This is a genomic window from Streptomyces himalayensis subsp. himalayensis (assembly GCF_013778455.1).
In the GTDB taxonomy this organism is placed as follows: Bacteria; Actinomycetota; Actinomycetes; order Streptomycetales; family Streptomycetaceae; genus Streptomyces; species Streptomyces himalayensis.
On the sequence record NZ_JACEHE010000017.1, the window covers coordinates 17615 to 33979 of the forward strand.

The 16365-nt window shown below is 70.6% G+C and carries 9 protein-coding genes; 4 read left to right on the forward strand and 5 right to left on the reverse strand.

Annotated elements, in window-relative coordinates; genetic code table 11:
- Window positions 1–173: 173 nt before the first annotated feature.
- Together ppdK and H1D24_RS25765 are read right to left on the reverse strand one after the other, a co-directional pair.
- On the reverse strand, window positions 174–2903 hold the full coding sequence (ppdK, locus tag H1D24_RS25760) for a pyruvate, phosphate dikinase (protein ID WP_181660080.1): 2730 nt from the start codon (window positions 2901–2903) through the stop codon (window positions 174–176).
- 470 nt (window positions 2904–3373) lie between these two features.
- Window positions 3374–4585, reverse strand: coding sequence for an ROK family protein (locus H1D24_RS25765; protein WP_181660081.1), 1212 nt, complete (start codon window positions 4583–4585; stop codon window positions 3374–3376).
- Between the two features lie 130 nt (window positions 4586–4715).
- On the opposite strand from H1D24_RS25765, the gene H1D24_RS25770 reads away from it, so the two are divergent.
- Window positions 4716–6311, forward strand: coding sequence for an MGH1-like glycoside hydrolase domain-containing protein (locus H1D24_RS25770; protein WP_309484443.1), 1596 nt, complete (start codon window positions 4716–4718; stop codon window positions 6309–6311).
- Window positions 6308–8290 carry an amylo-alpha-1,6-glucosidase gene (locus H1D24_RS25775; protein ID WP_181660082.1) on the forward strand — a complete coding sequence of 661 codons (1983 nt, stop codon included), beginning with the start codon at window positions 6308–6310 and terminating at the stop codon, window positions 8288–8290. Before H1D24_RS25770 ends, H1D24_RS25775 begins: the two co-directional genes overlap by 4 nt.
- A gap of 154 nt (window positions 8291–8444) precedes the next feature.
- Here H1D24_RS25775 and H1D24_RS25780 read toward each other — a convergent pair whose 3' ends face one another.
- Both H1D24_RS25780 and dusB read right to left on the reverse strand, forming a co-directional pair.
- Window positions 8445–10829 carry an FHA domain-containing protein gene (locus H1D24_RS25780; RefSeq protein WP_181660083.1) on the reverse strand — a complete coding sequence of 795 codons (2385 nt, stop codon included), beginning with the start codon at window positions 10827–10829 and terminating at the stop codon, window positions 8445–8447.
- Window positions 10830–10997: 168 nt separating this feature from the next.
- Window positions 10998–12170, reverse strand: coding sequence for a tRNA dihydrouridine synthase DusB (gene dusB, locus H1D24_RS25785; RefSeq protein WP_374064359.1), 1173 nt, complete (start codon window positions 12168–12170; stop codon window positions 10998–11000).
- Window positions 12171–12264: 94 nt separating this feature from the next.
- Here dusB and H1D24_RS25790 point away from each other — a divergent pair, with 94 nt between their 5' ends.
- Window positions 12265–13722, forward strand: a complete 1458-nt coding sequence (locus H1D24_RS25790) for an MFS transporter (RefSeq protein WP_181660084.1) — start codon at window positions 12265–12267, stop codon at window positions 13720–13722.
- Here the strand turns inward: H1D24_RS25790 and H1D24_RS25795 are convergent.
- Window positions 13689–14582, reverse strand: a complete 894-nt coding sequence (locus tag H1D24_RS25795) for a helix-turn-helix transcriptional regulator (RefSeq protein ID WP_181660218.1) — start codon at window positions 14580–14582, stop codon at window positions 13689–13691. The two genes, H1D24_RS25790 and H1D24_RS25795, sit on opposite strands and share 34 nt — an antisense overlap.
- A gap of 248 nt (window positions 14583–14830) precedes the next feature.
- On the opposite strand from H1D24_RS25795, the gene H1D24_RS25800 reads away from it, so the two are divergent.
- Complete coding sequence (locus H1D24_RS25800; protein WP_309484444.1) at window positions 14831–16270, forward strand: MFS transporter; 1440 nt, start codon at window positions 14831–14833, stop codon at window positions 16268–16270.
- Window positions 16271–16365: the final 95 nt, after the last annotated feature.

A 16365-nucleotide genomic window follows, 5' to 3' on the forward strand; every position in this document is an offset into this window, starting at 1 on the left:
CGAGACCAGCAGGACGTAACACACAGAGAGGCGGCACCCCCGCACATCAGGGTGCCGCCCCTCCTGGTGCACCGGAGCCTTCGTGAGTCGGTGAGGGTCGGGGACCGACAGTGGCTCCGGGGTCAGGCGGTGGTCGGCGAACCGTCCGCGAACCGTCGCCGACCACCGGTGAATCAGCGGTTGTCGCTGCCCTTCGCCGTGGACGCGGCGCGCCCCGCCTCCAGCCGCGCCACCGGGATCCGGAACGGCGAGCAGGAGACGTAGTCCAGGCCCACCTCGTGGAAGAAGTGCACGGACTCCGGGTCGCCGCCGTGCTCCCCGCACACGCCGAGCTTCAGGTCGGGCCGGGTCTCACGGCCGGCCTTCGCGGCGTTCCGTACGAGCGAGCCCACGCCGTCCTTGTCGATGGTCTCGAACGGGGAGACGCCGAAGATGCCCTTCTCCAGGTAGGCCGTGAAGAAGGAGGCCTCGACGTCGTCGCGGCTGAAGCCCCAGACGGTCTGCGTCAGGTCGTTCGTTCCGAACGAGAAGAACTCGGCGGCCTCGGCGATCTGACCGGCTGTCAGCGCGGCGCGCGGCAGCTCGATCATCGTGCCGAGCGCGAGCTTCAGCTCGACGCCGGTCGCCTCCTGGACCTCGGCGATGACCTGCTCGGCCTCGTCGCGGACGATCTCCAGCTCCTGGACGGTGCCGACGAGCGGGATCATGATCTCGGCGCGCGGGTCGCCCTTGGCGTTCTTCCGCTCGGCCGCGGCCTCGGCGATCGCCCGTACCTGCATGGTGAACAGGCCGGGGATGACCAGGCCGAGGCGTACGCCGCGCAGGCCCAGCATCGGGTTCTGCTCGTGCAGCCGGTGCACGGCCTGCAGCAGCCGCAGGTCGTTCTCGTTGGCGTCCTTGCGGGACTCGGCGAGCGCCACGCGGACCGACAGCTCGGTGATGTCGGGCAGGAACTCGTGCAGCGGCGGGTCGAGGAGGCGGACGGTGACGGGCAGCCCGTCCATCGCCTCGAAGAGCTCGACGAAGTCCTTCCGCTGGAGCGGGAGGAGGGCCTTGAGCGAGTCCTCGCGCTCCTCGTCGGTGTCGGCGAGGATGAGCCGCTCGACGTACTCACGCCGCTCACCGAGGAACATGTGCTCGGTGCGGCACAGGCCGATGCCCTGGGCGCCGAAGCGCCGCGCCCGCAGGGCGTCCTCGGCGTTGTCGGCGTTGGCGCGGACGCGCAGTCGGCGCACCCGGTCCGCGTACGCCATGATCCGGTGCACCGCGGCGACGAGCTCGTCGGCGTCGTCGGCACCCGCGTGCATCCGGCCCTCGAAGTACTCGACGACCGGGGACGGGACGACGGGCACCTCACCGAGGTAGACCTTGCCGGTCGAGCCGTCGATGGAGACGACGTCGCCCTCCTCGACCACCGTGCCGTCGGCCGTGGTCATCCGGCGCCGCTTGGTGTCGACCTCGAGCTCCTCGGCGCCGCACACACAGGTCTTGCCCATGCCGCGCGCGACGACGGCGGCGTGCGACGTCTTGCCGCCGCGCGACGTCAGGATGCCCTCAGCCGCGATCATGCCGTCGAGGTCGTCGGGGTTGGTCTCGCGGCGGATCAGGATGACCTTCTCCCCGGACCGCGACCACTTCACGGCGGTGTACGAGTCGAAGACGGCCTTGCCGACGGCCGCGCCCGGCGACGCCGCGATACCGCGGCCGATCTTCTCGACCTTCGCGGCCTCGTCGAAGCGCGGGAACATCAGCTGCGCGAGCTGCGCGCCGTTGACGCGCTGCAGCGCCTCGGCCTCGTCGATGAGGCCCTGGTCGACGAGCTGCGTCGCGATCCGGAAGGCCGCGGCCGCGGTCCGCTTGCCGACGCGGGTCTGCAGCATCCACAGCTGGCCGCGCTCGATGGTGAACTCGATGTCGCAGAGATCCTTGTAGTGGTTCTCGAGGGTCTCCATGATCTGCATGAGCTGGTCGTACGACTTCTTGTCGATCTGCTCCAGCTCGGCCAGCGGCACGGTGTTGCGGATACCCGCGACGACGTCCTCACCCTGCGCGTTCTGCAGGTAGTCGCCGTACACGCCCTGGTGGCCGCTGGCCGGGTCGCGCGTGAAGGCGACGCCCGTGCCGGAGTCGGGGCCGAGGTTGCCGAAGACCATCGAACAGACGTTGACGGCGGTGCCGAGGTCGTGCGGGATGCGCTCCTGGCGGCGGTAGAGCTTGGCGCGGTCGGTGTTCCACGAGTCGAAGACCGCGTGGATGGCGAGGTCCATCTGCTCGCGCGGGTCCTGCGGGAAGTCGCGGCCGGCCTCGGTCTTGACGATCTTCTTGAACGTCGTGACCAGCTTCTTCAGGTCGGCGGCCTCGAGGTCGGTGTCGACCGTGACCTTCTTGGTCTTCTTGGCCTTCTCCAGCGCCTCCTCGAAGAGCTCGCCGTCGACGCCGAGGACGGTCTTGCCGAACATCTGGATGAGGCGGCGGTACGAGTCCCAGGCGAACCGCTCGTCGCCGGCCTGCGCGGCGAGGCCGGTCACGGACTTGTCGGAGAGCCCGATGTTGAGGACGGTGTCCATCATGCCGGGCATGGAGAACTTGGCGCCCGAGCGGACGGAGACGAGCAGCGGGTTGTCGGCCTGGCCGAGCTTCTTGCCCATCTTCTGCTCGAGGGCGTCGAGGTGCGCACTCACCTCGTCACGGAGTGCCGCCGGCTCTTCGCCGCTGTCGAGGTAGACCTTGCACGCCTCGGTCGTGATGGTGAAGCCCGGAGGGACGGGCAGGCCGAGGTTGGTCATCTCGGCGAGGTTGGCGCCCTTGCCGCCGAGCAGATCCTTGAGGTCCTTGTTGCCCTCGGTGAAGTCGTAAACGAACTTCACGCCCTCAGCTACGTGGGGATCTTTGTTTTCCGACACGGGACTCGACTCCTCGAGGACGCGGTGGCTGCCCTGACGGCGAGGAACATACCCAGATCGAAGGCACCTCGGTACGTCCACTTGCGCGTCATACGGCTGTAACCACCCGTCCGCCAGCAGATCGAAAGTGATGGGGCGGTTTCAGAATGATTGCGGATGTTTTTAGATCTTGAAGGAATCAACGCCCGTAGACGTCCTATTGCGCTCATGTGAGCGCCTGAAATCACACATGCTTCTACTTCTTGAATCCACCGAGGGTGGCACTCAGTGCCACCCCTTGGAGAAGTGCAGCCTCCCAAGATCCGCTCATCTGAGCGCACCAGCTATCAAGGGTGGCGAGAATCACGCTACAGACAGAGACCGGATTTCACTATCCGGACGGGCTTCTGGCGCACGGTGGGCGGTCTCGGTACGCACGGTGGGCGGTCTCGGTACGCGGCCTCCACGCGGGCCGGGCGTCGCCGAAGTCGTCACAGGCCCATGGCCAGCAACCGCTCCTCGACCCGCTCCGGCGCGTACAGATGCTCCACGACCAGCGCCCCCGCCCCGACGAGCCCCGCGCGCTCGCCGAGCCGCGAGGTGACCACGTCAAGACGGGCCGTCGAGCGCGGCAGCGCACGCTGGTACAGCAGTTCGCGCACACCGGTCAGGAACGGCGTGCCGGCCAGGTCACCCGCGATCATCAGCACCCCGGGGTTGAGCAGCGTGACCACGGTGGCCAGCACCTCGCCGACCCGGCGCCCCGCCTCACGCGCCAGCCGCACCGCCTCCGGGTGACCGGCCGCCAGCAGCGCGCGCACATCCGAGCCGGACGCCGCGGGCACGCCCGTCTCGGTCAGCCGCTGGGCGACGGCGCGCCCGCTGGCCACCGCCGCCAGGCAGCCGTACGAGCCGCACTTGCACAGCGCGTCCGCGCCCTCCGGCACCCGGATGTGCCCGATGTCCCCGGCGCCCCCGTCGATGCCCCGGTAGATCGCGCCGTCGACGACGACGCCCGCGCCGATACCCGTGGAGACCTTGACGAGCGCGAAGGCCGAGCAGTCCGGGTATCCGGTGCGCTGTTCGCCGTACGCCATGAGGTTCGCGTCGTTGTCGACGAGCACCGGCACGTCCGCCGGGCCGCCCGCGTGCTCGGCGAAGGCGCGGCGCACCCGGCCCCGTATGTCGTAGCCGTCCCAGCCCGGCATGATCGGCGGCTGCACGACGCGGCCGGTGTCGCTGTCCACCGGTCCTGGCACGGCGAGGCCTATGCCGCAGACGTGGTCGGCGTGGGTGCCGGTCTGCTTCAGCAAGTCGGCGAACCAGCCGCCGAGTTCCGCGAGGACGGGCTCCGGGCCCTCCTCGACGAGCAGCGGGCCCGTGTGCTCGGCGAGCAGGTCACCGGTGAGGGTGAGAAGAGCCACGCGCGCGTGACGGGTGTCGAGGTCCGCGGCGAGCACCACCGCGTGGGAGTCGTCGAACTCGAGCCGTATGGAGGGGCGCCCGCCGAGTGGCGAGGCCGACTTGTCGAGGGGGCCTGACTCGCCCTCGCGGAGCCAGCCCGCCCTGAAGAGCCGGTCGAGCCGCTGGCCGACTGTGGCCCGGGACAGTCCGGTCACCTGCTGCAGCGCACCGCGCGTCGTCGCGCGTCCACTGCGCACCAGATGCAGCAGGTCTCCGGCACTCGCCTGGCCCCCGGCCATGTTTCCTCCCTCTGAACCCTCTTGCGTTGGGCAACTCCACATTACATATTGGGTTTTGCGTGTTAAATAGACGTAACCCTACGGTACCCATTGCCGAACTGGTCGGCCGGACGTCTTCGGGGAGACATGCGTGGACCGCACAACCCAGCTCACCGCCCGTCGCAGCGGGCACGGAAGAACCGTGCGCAACGCCGCCTCACCCCCTGTTTCCGGCCATGGTGAGATCACGCATACCGGAGCGATTGGATTCAATCCATCGGACTCCGCGCGGTCGCTGCACCTCAGCGCCGCCCGGGTCCTGGGCGCCAACTGGACCGGAACGTCCACCGTGCCCTCGCGTGGCCTGTATCCGCACCAGTGGTCGTGGGACTCGGCGTTCATCGCCATCGGACTGCGCCATCTGTCTCCGTACCGCGCACAGGTGGAGCTGGAGACGCTCCTGGACGCCCAGTGGGACGACGGCCGTGTCCCGCACATCGTCTTCAACCCCGCCGTCCCCCTGGACGCCTACTTCCCCAGCCCGGACTTCTGGCGCTCCTCCACCGCGGGCAGCGCCGCCGGCGCCCCGCGCGCCGTACAGACGTCCGGCATAGTGCAGCCGCCGGTGCACGCCCTGGCCGCCTGGCTGGTGCACCGCGCCGACCCGGAGCTCTCCCGCGCCCGCTCCTTCCTCCCGAGGGTCTATCCCCGGCTCGCGGCGTGGCACCGCTATCTGCTGCACCGCCGGGACCTGGGCGGCGGCGGTCTCGCGGCCGTCGTCCACCCCTGGGAGCAGGGCATGGACAACAGCCCCGCCTGGGACGCGCCCCTCGCGCGCGTGGAGCCCGCGCCCGCCCGTACGTTCCGCCGCGCCGACCTCGATCACGGCGCCGCGGAGGACCGCCCCACCGACCTGGACTACGGGCGGTACGTGCGGCTGGCGGCGGACTACCGCGACGGGCGGTACGCCGACGGGGCCGGAGAGTTCGCGGTCGAGGACCCGGCGTTCAACGCCCTCCTGATCGCCTCCGAGCACGCTCTGGCCCGGATCGCCGGCGAGCTGGGAGCGGCCGGGACCGCGCGGCACGCGCGCGCGGAGCGGCTGACGCACACCCTCGTGGAGCGGCTGTGGGACCCGGCCGAGGGGCTCTTCTTCTGCCGTGACCTGCGCGACCCCGCCACCGGTGGCCTGGGCTCGCTCGTACCGGCACGCAGTGTCGCGGGCCTGCTGCCGCTGATCCTGCCGGCACTCCCCCGGCCCGTCGCCAGGGCTCTGGTTCGCACCGCGCGCGGGCCCCACTTCGAGCTTGGCGGCAGCGCCCGACTGGTGCCCAGCTACGACCTGAAGGGCCCGGCCTTCGATCCGCACCGGTACTGGCGCGGCCCGGCCTGGTTCAACACGAACTGGCTGCTTGAGCGGGGCCTGCGCCTGCACGGCGAACGCCCGCTCGCGGACGGGCTGCGCTCGGCACTGCTGACGACGGCGGCCGACTCGGACTTCGCGGAGTACGTGGATCCGTACACGGGCAAGGGGTGCGGCGCACGCGGCTTCAGCTGGACGGCCGCGCTCACCCTCGATCTGCTGCACGGCGACGCGCGCGCCAGGAGGTTCCAGCGCGACGGGCTCGGTGAGTACGACGGGCTCGGCCGGCACGACGGGTTCCAGCAGCACGACGGCTTCGACAAGCACGACGGCTTCGACAAGCGCGACCGCTTCGACAAGGACAAGGGAGGGGACCGGCGATGACGGATCGGCATCATCTGCTCGTGCACGGCGGGACGTTCGCGGCCGTGGGCCAGGGCGGCGACATCAGCGGGGTGCGCGGCAGCACCTCGCCCGACGGGCTGTTCGTGCGCGACGCCCGGCATCTCAGCCGCTGGCAGCTGACGGTCGACGGGGCGGTGCCGGACGTCCTCACCCCGGTAGCGGACGGGCCGGACGGGCTGCGCGGACCGGACGGCCGGGACGCCGGGCAGGGGGCGGGCACGGCGCGCTGCGTGCTCGTGCCGCGCGGCGGACGCCAGGAGCCGCCCGCGTACACGCTGTTCCGTGAGCAGGCCGTCGCGGACGGTTCGTTCGTCGAGGTGCTGCGCATCGCCTCCAACCGCCCCGCCCCGGCGACGGTCCGCGTCGGGCTGACCGTCGACGCCGACTTCACCGACCAGTTCGAGCTGCGCTCGGACCACCGTACGTACACGAAGACGGGCGCCGTCCGAAGCCGCCAGATCCTGGAGGACGGCGTCGAGTTCAGCTACCGGCGCGGGGAGTGGCGGTCCTGTACCACCGTCACGTCCGAGCCGGCGCCGGACGCGGTCGAGGAGACCGGAACCGGTGCCCGGCGCCTGGTCTGGACGCTGGAGCTGGAGCCGGGCGCCACGGCCGAACTGACCCTGCGTGTCGCGGCCTGCCCGCATGGCGCCCCCGAACCACGCGTGCCCTGCTCCCCGTCCGCCGCGGCCGATCAACTCGCCGATGCCGAGCGGGAGTTCATCGACGGCATCGCTCTCCCCGACACCTGGCCGCAGCTGGCCGCGGCCTGCGCGCGGGGCCTCTCCGACCTGGCCGTCCTGCAGGTCCCCGCGACCGGGCCCGACGGCGAGGAGCTGCGCGTACCGGCGGCGGGCGTCCCGTGGTTCCTCACGCTGCTCGGCCGCGACGCGCTGCTGACCTCGCTCTTCGCCCTCCCCTACCGCCCGCAGCTCGCCGCCGCCACGCTCCCCGCGCTGGCCGCGGTGCAGGCCACGGAGGCGTCCGCGGGCACGGTCGCCCAGCCCGGCAAGATCGTCCACGAGGTGCGCCACGGCGAACTGGCGCACTTCGGCCAGGTGCCGTACGGCCGGTACTACGGCTCGGTCGACGCCACCCCGCTGTTCCTCGTGCTCCTCGGCGCCTACGTCGAGCAGACGGGCGACGCGGCCCTGGCCCGTCGCCTCGAGCCGAACGCGCGCGCCGCGGTCGGCTGGATGCTGGACCACGGCGGGCTCACCTCGCGCGGCTATCTCGTCTACCGCGCGGACGAGGGCGGCCTCGCCAACCAGAACTGGAAGGACTCGCCGGGCGCGATCTGCTCGGCGGACGGCAGCCGCGCCACGGGGCCTGTGATGGCCGCGGGCGCCCAGGGCTATGCGTACGACGCCCTGCGCCGCACCGCGCAGCTCTCCCGCACCGTCTGGGGCGACGAGGTGTACGCGGACCTGCTGGAGCAGGCCGCCTCCGACCTGCGCGACCGCTTCCAGCGCGACTTCTGGATGGCCGACCTCGACTTCCCGGCGCTCGCCCTGGACGGCGGCGGCCGGCACGTCGACGCGCTCGCCTCGGACGCGGGCCATCTTCTGTGGTCGGGCCTGCTCGACAAGGAGTACGGCAAGCTGGTCGGCCGCCGTCTGCTGGAGCCGGACTTCTTCTCCGGCTGGGGCGTCCGTACGGTCGCCGCGGGCCAGCCCGCCTACCATCCGCTGTCCTACCACCGGGGCTCGGTGTGGCCGCACGACAACGCGCTGATCGCGTTGGGCCTCGCACGGTACGGGCTGCACGACGAGGCGCGGGCGGTCGCCCACGCCCTCGTCGACGCGGCAGCGGCGGACGGCCACCGGCTGCCGGAGGTACTCGCGGGGTACGACCGGGCCGTGCATCCGGCCCCGGTGCCGTACCCGCACGCGTGCGTGCGGGAGTCCCGCTCGGCTGCGGCGCCGTTGGCGCTGCTCACAGCGGTCGGGGGCGCCTGAGAGGTACTCACTGATCGGGCGCCCGTCCCGGGCGCCCGGCACGCACCTCTGCCGGCGGCATCCGACCCTCTCTCCCCGCCCGACCTGGATGCCGCTGGGTCGAGGCGGGGCCGGGATGGGGGTGCCTCCCATCCCCTCAAGGCAATGGGGGAGGTCAGCGACCTCGCATGACGTCCGGTTCATGCCGCCTCAGCAGCCTGAGCACGGCGAACCCGCAAGCAATCGCGATCAGGATCAGCATCGCGGCATCCGTCCACCACTGGGCGGCCGTGTGCTGCCACAAGGGGTCCAGCACGGGGTTCTTCTCGTCGAACGGCGGCATCAGACGGGACAGGTCAGTGGTCGTGGCCACCATGCCCACCGCCCAGCGGCCAGGCATGAGCCAGGCGAGCTGCTCGATGACCGGTTTGTCGAAGAGCTGGAAGAGAAGGCCGGTGAAGACGACCTGGACGATGCAGAACATCACCAGCAGGGGCATGGTCTTCTCAGCCGTCTTCACCAGCGCGGAGATCACCAGCCCGCACATCATGGACACGAAGCTGAGCAGCATGATGCCGACCGTCATCTCGACGACGGGTGCGCTCTTGAGGATCAGCCCCTCGGCGGGCAGTCTCCGCGGGACCAAGCCGATCAAGCAGATGACCAGCGCCTGAAGGACGCTGATGGTTCCCAGCACAATGATCTTGGACATCAGGTATGCCGAGCGTGACAGCCCCGTCGCCCGTTCCCGTTCGTAGATCACCCGCTCCTTGACCAGCTCGCGGACCGAATTGGAGCAACCGGCGAAACACGCACCGATCGCGAGGATCTGCAGGATGGTCGCGGCTTGCCGGTTGAACTTCTCCGGCGGCTCCGGCGCGACGAGCCCCGACGCCGCCGGGACCAGCAGACTCACCCCGCCCAGGATCGCGGGCAACAGCACCATCAGCGCCAAGAAGCCCCGGTCGGAAGCGATCACCGCCAGATAACGCCGCATCAGTGTCCACAGTTGCGAGCGCCAGGGCTGCGGCTTCACCGGCTGCGGCTGCTCCTCCTCCTGGACGTGGACGGGCTCGGTCGCTGCCGCTTCCGCGTAGTACATCGCGTACTGCGGCGAGGCCCGGTAGCGGCCGAACCAGTCGTCCCCGGACCGTTCCTCGAGCGCCTGGAAGACATCGGCCCAGGACTGGCAGCCGAAGAAGGCCAGGGCTTCGTCCGGTGGGCCGAAGTACGCGACCACACCGCCTGGCGCCATGACCAGCAACTTGTCACAGACATTGAGCTCGGCCACCGAGTGCGTCACCACCACGACCGTTCTGCCGTCGTCGGCAAGGCCCCGCAACGTCTGCATGACGTCCCTGTCCATCCCCGGGTCCAGGCCGGACGTCGGCTCGTCGAGGAAGAGCAGCGACGGCCGGGTGAGCAGTTCCAACGCGACGGAGACTCGCTTGCGCTGGCCACCGGAGAGTGCCGCGATGCGCTGGTCCGCGCGCAGGCCCAGACGCAGCTCGCCGAGCACCTCGTCAATGCGACCGTCACGTTCGGCCCGTTCGGTGTCGCCGGGGAAGCGCAGCCGGGCCGCGTACGCCAGCGCGGTGCGCACGGTCAGTTCGCGGTGCAATATGTCGTCCTGCGGCACAAGACCGATGCGCTGACGCAGCGCCGGAAAATGCCGGTACAGATCGCGGCCGTCGTAGAGGACTTCTCCGTCGTCGGCGGGACGGTAACCGGTCAGCGCACGCAGGAGGGTGGACTTTCCGCAGCCCGACGGCCCGATCACCGCCAGCAGCGATTTCTCCGGCAGCCCGAAGCTGACGTCGTCGAGAAGGGTCCTCTTCCGCCCCCTGTGCTCCACCCTTACGGCGAGACGCCGGGCCGAGAACGACACGCGGCCCGTGTCGGCGAACTCCTCCAGACGGTCACCGACCAGCCGGAAGCTGGAGCGCCCGATCTCGACCACATCGTCGGGCCCCAGGAAACAGGCAGTCACCGACTGGCCGTTGACATAAGTGCCATTGTGGCTGCCCAGGTCAACTATCTCGTGTCGTCCGTCGGCCAGCACCCGGAGCTCGGCGTGTCGGCGGGAGACGATCAGGTCGTCGACGACCACGTCGTTGTCCGGGTTGCGGCCGATCGTCAGGACAGGAGCCGACACGCGTCGTACGACGGTGGGCTGACGGAAGATCTGACTTGCCGAGGTACCGGCCTCGTGGGACAGCTCCTCGACACGGGTGGGCGGCGGACGGGAGACGCTGGAGATGGTGGCCCAGGGGCCGTCGTCGCGGTGCCCGAAACGCAGAAACGTGCCGGGGCCGAGTTCGCGGCGCTGCACCCGGTAACCGTCGGCGAAGGTCCCGTTGGTGCTACCGACGTCTTCCACCGTCCAGCTGCCGCGATCCATGCGCAGCACCGCATGGTGCCAGGACACCCGCTTGTCGGTGAAGGTGATGTCACTGGTGGGGTCCCGTCCGACCAGATAGCGCCGGCCGGCACTCAGCGTCTTCGACCCCTCGCCGGTCTGCAGAACCAGATCGTCGGTGGTGGGCGCGAGATGACCCATGCGTTCAGTGTATTGCGGATGGCTGACACGATCCTGCGGACGCATTCGGGCCGCTCCGGGCCCTTTTCCTTTGCCGTGATACGGGACCCGAGAGGGTTGTCCCGCCGTGCGGCAACCCCAAGGCTGCGGGGGCGGCGGAGGGGTGGCGCCGCCCTCCGCAGGGCAGCCTCACCCCCCGGAGGTGTCCAGCTCCGCCTCCTCGCCGACCCCGGCGCACTCGTAGGGGTCGGCGAGCCACCCGTCCGGCAGAGCCACCCGGTTCTTGCCGGATGTCCGCCCCCGGGGCCCGTCGGCCCCCGCGGGCCACTCCTGGTCGAGGTCCAGCTCGGAGAGCCCCGCCTCGAGCCCGGCCAGTGAAGAAGTGACCGCAAGCCGCTTGCGCATCTCGGAGCCGACCGAGAACCCCTTGAGATACCAGGCCACGTGCTTGCGGAAATCGATCACGCCACGCGCCTCGTCGCCCAGCCACTCCCCGAGCAGCGTGGCGTGCCGCACCATGACGGCGGCGACCTCGCGCAGCGTGGGGCGCGCCTGCTCGCCGCGCCCCTCGAAGGCGGCGACCAGATCCCCGAACAGCCAGGGCCGACCCAGGCAGCCACGCCCCACGACCACCCCGTCGCACCCGGTCTCGCGCATCATCCGCACCGCGTCATCGGCGGACCAGATGTCGCCGTTGCCGAGGACGGGGATCTCCGGCACGTGGTCCTTCAGCCGCGCGATGGCGTCCCAGTCGGCGGTGCCGCCGTAGTGCTGCGCGGTCGTCCGTCCGTGCAGGGCGATCGCCGTCACGCCCTCCTGGACGGCGATGCGTCCCGCGTCGAGGTACGTGAGGTGGTCGTCGTCGATGCCCTTGCGCATCTTCATCGTCACGGGCAGGTCCCCGGCCCCGCCGACCGCCTCGCGCAGGATCGCCCGCAGCAGGTTCCGCTTGTACGGCAGCGCCGAACCGCCGCCCTTGCGGGTCACCTTGGGTACCGGGCAGCCGAAGTTCAGGTCGATGTGGTCGGCCAGGTCCTCCTCGACGATCATGCGGACGGCCTTGCCGACGGTCGCCGGATCCACGCCGTACAGCTGGATCGACCGCGGTGTCTCGCTCGCGTCGAAGTGGATCAGCTGCATGGTCTTCTCGTTGCGCTCGACCAGCGCCCGCGTCGTGATCATCTCGCTGACGAAAAGGCCCTTGCCGCCACTGAACTCACGGCAGAGGGTGCGGAACGGCGCATTCGTGATACCCGCCATGGGGGCGAGCACGACGGGCGGCTGCACCGTGTGCGGACCGATCGAGAGCGTGGCGGCCGGCGTGGCGGAAAGCGTGGAGGCGGAGGAGGAGGCCATGGACATTCCCCCATTGTCGCGTACGCCGATGCGCGCCCTGCCCGTCCGAGGGGAAAGTGATTCCCGAAAGAAAGTGATTAGTTAGGCGTACTATTTGGTCATGCCGGAGCTCAGCCACCGCCGACAGATGCTCGTCCTGACCATCTGCTGCCTGAGCCTGCTGATGGTCAGCCTCGACAACACCGTCCTGAACGTCGCCCTGCCGTCCCTGCAACGGGACCTCGACGCCGACGTCGCGGGACTGCAGTGGACACTCGACGCGTACACGCTGGTCCTGGCGTCGCTCCTGATGCTCGCGGGCTCGACCGCCGACCGCATCGGCCGCCGCCGGGTCTTCCGGACGGGGCTGGTCGTCTTCACCGTCGGCTCCGCGCTCTGCTCCCTCGCGCCCAGTCTCGAGCTGCTCGTGGTCTTCCGCATGGTGCAGGCAGTCGGCGGCTCGATGCTCAACCCGGTCGCGATGTCGATCATCACGAACACCTTCACAGAGCCGCGCGAGCGCGCCCGCGCCATCGGCGTCTGGGGCGGTGTCGTCGGCATATCGATGGCGGCAGGACCGCTGATCGGCGGGCTGCTCGTGGAGTCGGTCGGCTGGCGCTCCATTTTCTGGATGAACGTGCCGGTCGGCGTCGCCGCGCTGCTGCTGACCGCGCGGTACGTCCCCGAGTCCCGCGCCCCCAAGCCCCGCCGCGCCGACCCGGTGGGCCAGCTGCTGGTGATCACGCTGCTCGGCTGCCTGACGTACGCGATCATCGAGGCGCCCGCCGAGGGGCTCACCTCACCCGCCATCCTGACCTGCGCCGCGGTCGTGCTGGGCGCGCTGGCCGGACTGCTGGTCTACGAGCCTCGGCGCAGCGAACCGCTCATCGACCTGCGTTTCTTCCGCAGCGCGCCGTTCAGCGGGGCTACCGGGATCGCGGTGAGCGCGTTCGCCGCACTCGGCGGCTTCCTGTTCCTGTCGACCCTCTACCTCCAGCAGGTCCGCGGGCTGGACGCCCTCCACGCGGGCCTGTGGATGCTGCCCATGGCCGTCATGTGCCTCGTGTGCGCACCGCTGTCCGGTCGGCTGGTCGGCAGCCGCGGCCCACGGGTGCCACTGCTGGTCGCGGGCGTGGCGATGACGGCGAGCGGCGTCCTCTTCGCGGCCTTCGAGGCGGAGACGGCCGACACCACGCTCTTCCTCGGCTACGTCCTGTTCGGCGTCGGCTTCGGCTTCGTCAACGCCCCGATCACCAACACCGCGGTCGCCGGGATGCCCCGCGCCCAGGCGGGTGTCGCCGCCGCGGTGGCCTCCACCAGCCGGCAGATCGGCGCGACGCTCGGCGTCGCGGTGATCGGCGCGGTCCTGGCGGCGGGCGTGGACGGCTCCGCGTACCGCGACACTTTCGTCGACGCCGCCCGTCCCGCCTGGTGGATCATCACGGCATGCGGCCTGGCCGTCCTGGTCGTGGGCGCCCTGACAAGCGGCGCATGGGCCCGCCGCACGGCCCGGCGCACGGCGGAACGTCTGGAGACGGCGGAGGTTCAGGAGGTGGCGGGGGTCCCAGGCCGCGCGTAGTCGGCGCCCGGGCGCGTCCCGTCGGCGAGCGCCAGAGCGTGCAGCTTCTCCAGCCGCTCGCGCGACACGTCATCCGTCGGGGCGTACGTCACCAGGCGCGGGCCGTGCGCCGGTCCCAGCCAGAGGTCGGTGTGGTCGAGGGTGAGCAGCCCGACATGGGCGTTGCGGAACTGCTTGGTCTTGCTCTGCGCCCCGATCACCTCGTGCCGGTCCCACGCCTCGCGGAACTCCGCAGATTCCGCCCGCAGCCGCTTGAGCAGCATCTTCCACGCGGGCTCGGCGAGGTGGTCCGCCATCGAGGCCCGGAACTTGGCGGCCATCAGCCGCATCGTCTCGTCGAGCAGCACGATCGACGACCGCCAGTCCGCGTTGGTGAACGCGAGGATCATGCCGTTGCGGTCCTCGGGCGGGACGGCGTCGAGGTCGCACAGCAGCCGCCCGTACGTGCGGTTGTACGCGAGGATGTCGTACCGGCTGTTCTGGATGCAGGCCGGCAGCGGCTCCAATTGCTCCAGCACCTGCCGCAGCGCCGGAGTGATCGACGGGCAGGGCGTGCCGGGCGCGGGGTCGGCGACGCCCGCCAGCTTGAAGAGGTGGGCGCGCTCGCTGGGATCCAGCAGCAGGGTGCGGGCCAGCGCGTCGAGGACCTGGCCGGAGACCTGGATGTCGCGGGCCTGTTCGAGCCAGGTGTACCAGGTGACGCCGACCGCGGAGAGCTGCGCGACCTCCTCACGGCGCAGGCCCGGGGTGCGCCGGCGGCGTCCGCGCGCAAGGCCGACCTGCTCGGGCGTGATGCGCTCACGGCGGCTGCGCAGAAACGCGGCGAGCTCGTGGCGCCGGACCTCGGCCGCACCCTCCATGGCCTCCGCGGCCTCTGCGCTCTCCGTGATCTCCGTGATCTCCGTGATCTCCGTGATTTCCGCGATCTCCGCGATCTCCGTGGCCCCCACCACGGACTCCCGCTTCCTCGCCTGCGGCGTCGTCGTCTGTGGCGTCATCGTCGTCATGCCTCCAGCCTGCCGAACCGCCGAGCCTGTTTCCAGGTACTCCTTGTACCAGGATAAAGAGACTCTGGTACCAGCCTGAGTTCCGGACCAGTCTGGCGTACGTGAGCGAATCCGGAACAACAACCCTGGCAAGCGCAGTCCGCACCCCGACCGCCGCCCCACCCTCACTCGGCGAACTCGGACTTTTCACCGTGCTGCTCGGTGCGGCACTGCCCCTCATCGACTTCTTCATCGTCAACGTCGCCCTGCCGACGATCGGCCACGACCTGGCCGCGAGCGAGTCGGTGCTGGAACTGGTCGTCGCCGGATACGGCGTCTCGTACGCCGTGCTGCTGGTCCTCGGCGGCCGGCTCGGCGACATGTTCGGCCGGCGCAGGCTCTTCATCGGCGGCATGGCCGCCTTCGGACTCACCTCGCTGGCGTGCGGTCTCGCACCGGACGCCTGGACGCTGGTCCTGGCGCGCGTGGCGCAGGGCGCCGCGGCCGCGCTGATGCTGCCGCAGGTGCTGGCCACCATCCAGGCGTCGACCTCCGGGTCGCGCCGGGCGCGGGCGATGAGCCTGTACGGCGCCACGGCCGGGCTCTCCATGATCGCCGGGCAGATCCTCGGCGGCGTCCTGGTCTCGGCCGACATCGCGGGTTCCGGCTGGCGGTCCGTGTTCCTGGTGAACGTGCCGATCGTGCTGGCAGGTCTCCTGCTCGCTGCACGCGCCGTCCCGGAGACCAGGTCCCAGCGCCCGGAACCGGTCGACGGACCGGGCACCGTACTGCTGGCCGTGTCCCTGCTGACGCTGCTCGTGCCGCTGACCGAGGGGCGCGCGGCCGGGTGGCCGCTGTGGACCTGGGTGGCGCTTGCCGTCTTCCCGTTCGCGGTGTTCGCCTTCTACCGGGTGGAGCGCGGCGCGGAGCGCAAGGGGCGTACGCCGCTGGTGCCGCCGAGCCTGTTCGCACTGGAGTCGCTGCGGCGTGGCCTGGTGATGATCGTCCCGTTCTCGATCGGGTTCAGCGGGTTCATGTTCGTCATCGCGGTGGCGCTGCAGCAGGGCGTGCGGCTCGGGCCGGTGGCGTCGGGGCTCGCACTGACGCCGATGGCGGTCGTCTTCTTCCTGACATCGCTGGCGGGGCCGCGGCTCGTCGCCCGGTACGGGACGCGCGTGGTCACCGCGGGCGGGCTGATCCAGGCGGTCGGCATAACGCTGATCGTGCTCGCGGCCTGGCGGAGCTGGCCGCAGTTGGGCTTCGTGGAGCTCCTGCCGGGTGCGGCGGTGGCGGGCATGGGCCAGGCGATGCAGCTCCCGGTGCTTTTCCGGATCATCCTCTCCGAGGTCCCGGCGGCCCGCGCGGGCGTGGGCAGCGGCGTCATGATCACTACCCAGCAGTCGGCGCTGGCCCTGGGCGTCGCGACGCTCGGCACGCTCTTCGTGTCGCTGGTCCCCGGCATGGGCATGCGGGACGCGCTGATGGTGACTCTGCTGGTACAGCTGGCAGGCGTGGCCCTGACGACGACCCTGAGCCTGAGGCTGCCGCGCACGATCGGGTGACGCCCGGAGCAATACACAGACATGACAGCTGACAGATATTGAAATCTGTCAGCTGTCATGCCATTGTGGTGGTGTCCGCTCTTCCATCGAAGGAG

Excerpts from the sequence above, each read along its gene's own strand:
- H1D24_RS25790 (WP_181660084.1), top strand. The coding sequence starts at position 12,265 with ATGCCGGAGCTCAGCCACCGCCGACAGATGCTCGTCCTGACCATCTGC.
- dusB (WP_374064359.1), bottom strand. The coding sequence starts at position 12,170 with ATGTCCATGGCCTCCTCCTCCGCCTCCACGCTTTCCGCCACGCCGGCC.
- H1D24_RS25765 (WP_181660081.1), bottom strand. The coding sequence starts at position 4,585 with ATGGCCGGGGGCCAGGCGAGTGCCGGAGACCTGCTGCATCTGGTGCGC.
- H1D24_RS25795 (WP_181660218.1), bottom strand. The coding sequence starts at position 14,582 with ATGGAGGGTGCGGCCGAGGTCCGGCGCCACGAGCTCGCCGCGTTTCTG.
- H1D24_RS25775 (WP_181660082.1), top strand. The coding sequence starts at position 6,308 with ATGACGGATCGGCATCATCTGCTCGTGCACGGCGGGACGTTCGCGGCC.
- H1D24_RS25780 (WP_181660083.1), bottom strand. The coding sequence starts at position 10,829 with ATGGGTCATCTCGCGCCCACCACCGACGATCTGGTTCTGCAGACCGGC.